Source organism: Eubacterium sp. AF15-50, assembly GCF_934835595.1.
GTDB classification, from domain to species: Bacteria; Bacillota; Clostridia; order Lachnospirales; family Lachnospiraceae; genus Eubacterium_G; species Eubacterium_G segne.
In genome coordinates, this window is sequence record NZ_CAKVZL010000087.1 from 3,134 (window position 1) to 8,732 (window position 5,599).

Sequence of the window (5,599 nt, forward strand, 5' to 3'; positions counted from 1 at the left end):
GCTAAGAGAGGGAAAGACCTATCTGGAAATTTCCCATTCCACAGGAGCTTCAACGGCTACCATTAGCAGAGTAAACCGTTCATTAAATTATGGAAATGATGGATATGATATGGTTTTAGAACGTGTAAAAGATAAATAAAGTAACAAAAAAAAATCCGGAATGCGGCATATGCCGCTTCCGGTGATTTATTTCTTGTCTTCGGTATTTTTGTCAGGGAGAGAATCAATAAGTTTCTCAATCATTATTTTTCTGATAAACATATCATAACTTAATGACGTTATAATACTTAAAGTATGAAGATATTCCTCATTATCATCATTGGAATTAATGCCATCAAAAATGTTTTCTGAGCAACCGGATTCAATAGATGCCGGATTGGCAAGATTTTGATTGTTTATATAATCAAGAAAATTATTAATTATATTTTCCATAGGCGTATCTTCGTTATGAAAGTATTTCTCAATTAGCGGTGACAAAATTTTGGTAACATCATTAATTGATATAATATTTTTAAAAAAGTAAATCATAGTAAGGATAATAATATGATCCTTGGAATATTTTTTCTTTTCAGGTGATGGCAGAAGGCGGCTTTTGGCATAGTTATTTATCATGGTTTTAGTAAGCAGCTTATCGTTTTCGTGTCTTTTAGTTGCAATAAATTTATTATTTAAATAAGTGGTAACCTGATCCATATAAAGGTCAATGTTAGGCAGGTCATCTATATTAAAATTACGCACTTCATCTAAAACCTGCTTAATGATTTCATCTGAGTTCATATTATTCCTCCTAAATTTAAATAGAATATAATTTGTATAGACTTTATTATAATATGTAGTATTAAAAACTACAAGATAAAATTATTTGAAAGGTAAAACGGTATTAAAGATGAGCAGTATTTATGAAACACTTAATGATATGCAGCAGTTAGCATGTTATCATACGGAAGGACCGTTGCTTATATTAGCGGGAGCAGGAAGCGGCAAGACAAGAGTTCTTACCCATAGAATAGCGTATCTTATTGAAGAGAAACATGTTAATCCATACAATATTATGGCAATTACATTTACCAATAAAGCAGCAGCTGAAATGAGAACCCGTGTAAATAAGATAGTGGGCTTTGGTGCGGAGCAGGTGTGGGTAAGCACATTTCATTCAGCATGTGTAAGAATACTTAGAAGATATATAGATAGAATAGGCTTTAAAAATGATTTCTCAATTTATGACACAGACGACAGTAAAAAAGTTATCAGGGAAATTATTAAGGGATTAAATCTGGATTCCAAAATGTATAGGGAATCCTCTGTTTTAGGAAAAATATCTGATTTTAAAAATAAGCTTATGACTACAGGCGATGTGGCTTCCATGGCACAAAAGGATTTTAAACTCCTTAATATTTCCAGAATATATAATGAGTATCAGGATACCTTATATAAAAACAATGCTTTGGATTTTGATGATTTAATAATGATGACAGTGAAGTTATTCAGACAGCTTCCGGAAGTTCTGGAAAACTATCAGGAAAGGCTTCAGTATATTATGGTAGATGAGTATCAGGATACCAATGCGGCACAGTTTGCCTTTGTGAAGCTGTTAGCGGAAAAAAACAAAAATCTTTGTGTTGTAGGTGATGATGACCAGTCAATTTATAAATTCAGAGGAGCGGATATATCCAACATTCTTCAGTTTGAGAAGTATTTTCCTAATGCAAGGGTAGTAAAATTAGAGCAGAATTACCGTTCCACGAAAAATATATTAGAGGCTGCCAATTCAGTTATACAGCATAATACAAACAGAAAAGATAAGGTATTGTGGAGTGATAATGAAGAGGGAGCAAAGATAGATATATATAAGGCAGAGGATGGATACGATGAGGCAAAAATGGTGGCGAATACCATTAAGGAAGAGGTTTTAAATAATAATGCCTCATATAATGATTTTGCTATTTTGTACAGAACCAATGCCCAGTCCCGTGCCTTAGAGGAAAAGCTTCTTATGAAGAGTATACCTTATAAAATCATAGGTGGTCAGAATTTCTATCAGAGAAAAGAAATAAAGGACATGCTGGCGTATTTGAAAATAATAAACAATACAACAGATGATTTGGCAGTGGAGCGTATTGTAAATGTTCCAAAACGTGGAATAGGCGAGACCACCATAGGATATGCCAAGGAATATGCTCAGGAAAAGGGAATGGATTTGTACGATGCATTGGTAAATGTAGAGGATATTCCTAAGTTATCAAGAGCCGTTAATAAGGTTAAATATTTCCTGTATCATATGGAAATCTTTCAGGAGGCGTATGAAACAGGTTCCCTTAAGGATTTAGCTGAAACTATTTTTGTTAAAAGCGGATATCAGAATGAACTGTTGAATGATGGAAGCGACGAGGCAAAGGGAAGAATCGAAAATATCGAGGAACTTATAAGTAAAATAGCTGAATATGAGGCAACGGAAGAGAATCCTACCTTGGACAGGTTTTTAGAAGAGGTTGCTTTGGTTTCGGATTTGGATACTTTTGATGAAGACAGCGACTACGTTGTTTTAATGACTGTACACAGTGCAAAGGGATTGGAATTTCCAAATGTATTTTTGTGTGGAATGGAAGATGGTCTGTTCCCGGGATATATGAGCATAATGTCTGATGACAATGAGGAATTAGAAGAGGAGCGTCGTCTTTGCTATGTGGCTATAACAAGGGCAATGAAAAAGCTTACTATCAGTTATGCAAAAAAACGTATGGTAAGAGGTGAAACCCAGTACAATGTGGTATCAAGATTTGTTAAGGAAATTCCACCACTTATTGTTAGCAGTAAAAATGTGGAAGACAGATTAGCGGAAAAAAGCTCTTCATTTTCACAGTTTGGCGGAGGAAGTGCCGGGGTAATAAGACGTGGAAGAAGTGAAGAAGTTAATTTCGGAGGAGTTGGTGGCTCAAGAAGCTATGCAGCAAGTGCAAGAAAAAATGCATATAAGGCAATGGCCACGAAGCCTGCGTATGGTTCAGGAACAAGACCTTCTTTTGGAAAAGAATTTAAGGTAACAAAAGCTGATATAGATTATGTTGTGGGGGACAGAGTAAAACATATTAAGTTTGGCGAGGGAACGGTTTTGGGAATTGAAGACGGAAGCCGTGATTATCAGGTAACTGTTAATTTTGATACTGTAGGTCAGAAAGTTATGATGGCATCTTTTGCCAAATTGAAAAAAATCTGATGTTTTTTACATAAAAGGACACACGTACAAATTTAAAATTTTTGTAGTAAATCCTAAGCATAAATGATATACTAATGTAAAAGACATAACATAGCAGATATGTAATGAATTGTGAAACATTCATTGTTTAAAATTTGATTAAAGAGGTGACAATATGGACGAAATCATGAAGGGCGTAAAGATTGGCAAGCTTTTAGGCAAAGATGAAAAAAAAGAAACCTGCAAGGTTATCGCCATTGTAGTTGGCGTTATTGCAACAATTGCAGCCATAGCAGGAGCAGCATATGCTATTTACAGATTTGTAAACAGAGATGATTATGATGATTTCGAAGACGATTTTGATGATCTTTTCGATGAAGATGATGAAGACGAAGATGACTTTGAAGACTAGTGTGTGATGCAGAAAAAAGACAGCTATAGAGGGTCAGAAGCTCTTTATAGCTGTTTTTTTGCTAATAATGAAAATAATACATTGGATTGGAGATAAAATGAAAAAAGGTGTTGAATATACAGGTGTTGTAACAAAATTAGGATTCCCTAACAAAGGTGAAGTGGATTGCAGGGAAGATGGAGTGGCAACAGTTAAAGGAACCATACCGGGACAGACAGTGCGGTTTGTGGTTTCAAAAAAAAGAGCAGGAAAATCCGTTGGAAGGCTAAAGGAAGTGGTGGAAAAATCCCACCTTGAAGATGTCACACCAAAATGCCCGCATTTTGAATTTTGCGGAGGTTGTTCATATCAGACTTTAAGCTATAAAAATCAATTATCATTAAAGAAAAATATGGTGAAGGATATTCTTGATAATGCCATAAAGAGTGAATATGACTTTGAGGGCATAATTGAAAGCCCGGTTCAGTGGGAATACAGAAATAAAATGGAATTTTCTTTTGGGGACGAATACAAGGACGGTCCTCTGGCTCTTGGGATGCATAAAAGAAACAGTTTTCACGATATTGTCACAGTTAATAAATGCCGGATTGTAGATGAGGATTACAGAAAGGTAATGGATTGTGTTCTCAAACATTGCAGTGAAAGAGAACTGCCTTTTTATAAAAAGTTAAAGCATGAAGGCTATTTGCGCCACCTTCTTGTAAGAAGAACCACCAGAACTAAACAGATGATAGTGGCAATTGTTACCACGTCGGATGAACAGTGGGAAAAACAGGCACAGCTTGATGTAATGGTGGAAAAACTCAGGGCTCTCAATTTAGAGGCAGAGTTATGTGGCGTTCTTCACATAATTAATGATGGTTTGGCAGATATAGTGCAAAGTGACGAAACAAGAATTTTGTACGGACAGGAATATATTTATGAGGAGTTGCTGGGACTTAAATTCAAAATATCAGTTTTCTCATTTTTTCAGACAAATTCATTAGGTGCTGAGGTTTTGTATTCTAAGGCAAGGGATTATATTGGTGACACAAAGGATATGACGGTGTTTGACCTATATAGCGGAACGGGAACCATTGCCCAGATAATAGCACCGGTGGCAAAGAAAGTGGTAGGTGTGGAAATCGTGGAAGAGGCTGTTCATGCAGCTAAAGAGAATGCCGAACTTAACGGTCTTGATAACTGCGAATTTATAGCAGGGGATGTGCTTAAGGTAATTGACGATATTAAGGACAAGCCAGACATGATTATTTTAGACCCACCAAGAGACGGAATTAATCCTAAGGCATTGCAGAAGATTATTGATTTTGGCGTGGACAAAATGGTGTATATAAGCTGTAAGCCAACAAGTCTGGCAAGGGATTTGGAAGTGTTGCAGCAGCAGGGATACAAGGTGGAAAAGGCAAGTGCCGTGGATATGTTTCCGGGGACGGTGCATGTGGAGACGGTAGTTGCACTACATCGGACAGATTTGTAAAAATCCTTGATTTGCGCGAAGGCAACGAGGAGAGTTCCGGAGAAACAACTGGCTGTAAAGCCAGTGTTTATGCGAAATTTGACGACTGCCTGCGAGTCGGGAAGTTTGTAAAACTTTTCGACTTCCGGCACTTTGAGAGGTTTTTCAGGTTTGACCAGAGTGATCGAAAAACATACAAAAAGGCAATTTCAGACGGTGTGAATGTCTCAGTCGTATTGGACTGCGGCTTCGGAAACACATCTAGGTAGGAACAAATCGTTCAGAGCAACCTCGAAAACACGATGTGTTTCCTCGGTGAGGCGTATCCGCCAAATAGATTTCCAGACAAAAGTGTTTGTTCATGCAAGCTTGACTCGCACTTTTGCAGGAAATTTGCTTGGCTCTGAACAATATCATATCATTCAACTAAATAACAGAAGCGTGAAAGACCGTTCATTTTCAAGAAAAATTGAAAGTGAGCGGTCTTTCTTTATATCTGAAGTTCATTATATCAGATGGACTTCAGGGAAGATGAATT

At 36.7% G+C, this 5,599-nt stretch carries 4 protein-coding genes and 1 pseudogene (1 of these 5 only partly in view); 4 read left to right on the top strand and 1 reads right to left on the bottom strand.

Going from position 1 to position 5,599, the window contains the following annotated elements; genetic code table 11:
• Window positions 1–139, top strand: a pseudogene (locus Q5O73_RS08895) (YerC/YecD family TrpR-related protein) (it extends 170 nt beyond the left edge of the window).
• Between the two features lie 47 nt (window positions 140–186).
• Here the strand turns inward: Q5O73_RS08895 and Q5O73_RS08900 are convergent.
• Window positions 187–777 (bottom strand): DUF1836 domain-containing protein, encoded by a 591-nt coding sequence (locus Q5O73_RS08900; protein ID WP_302624367.1) that lies wholly within the window; start codon window positions 775–777, stop codon window positions 187–189.
• 109 nt (window positions 778–886) lie between these two features.
• Here Q5O73_RS08900 and Q5O73_RS08905 point away from each other — a divergent pair, with 109 nt between their 5' ends.
• From Q5O73_RS08905 to rlmD, 3 genes are all read left to right on the top strand, one after another.
• A complete protein-coding gene (locus Q5O73_RS08905) occupies window positions 887–3,214 on the top strand; it encodes an ATP-dependent helicase (protein WP_118589190.1) in 2,328 nt (775 codons plus the stop codon).
• 154 nt (window positions 3,215–3,368) lie between these two features.
• Complete coding sequence (locus Q5O73_RS08910) at window positions 3,369–3,605, top strand: hypothetical protein (protein WP_021952441.1); 237 nt, start codon at window positions 3,369–3,371, stop codon at window positions 3,603–3,605.
• 67 nt (window positions 3,606–3,672) lie between these two features.
• The gene (gene rlmD, locus Q5O73_RS08915) at window positions 3,673–5,082 is read left to right on the top strand and encodes a 23S rRNA (uracil(1939)-C(5))-methyltransferase RlmD (protein WP_366459097.1); all 1,410 of its coding nucleotides are present in this window, start codon (window positions 3,673–3,675) and stop codon (window positions 5,080–5,082) included.
• Window positions 5,083–5,599: the final 517 nt, after the last annotated feature.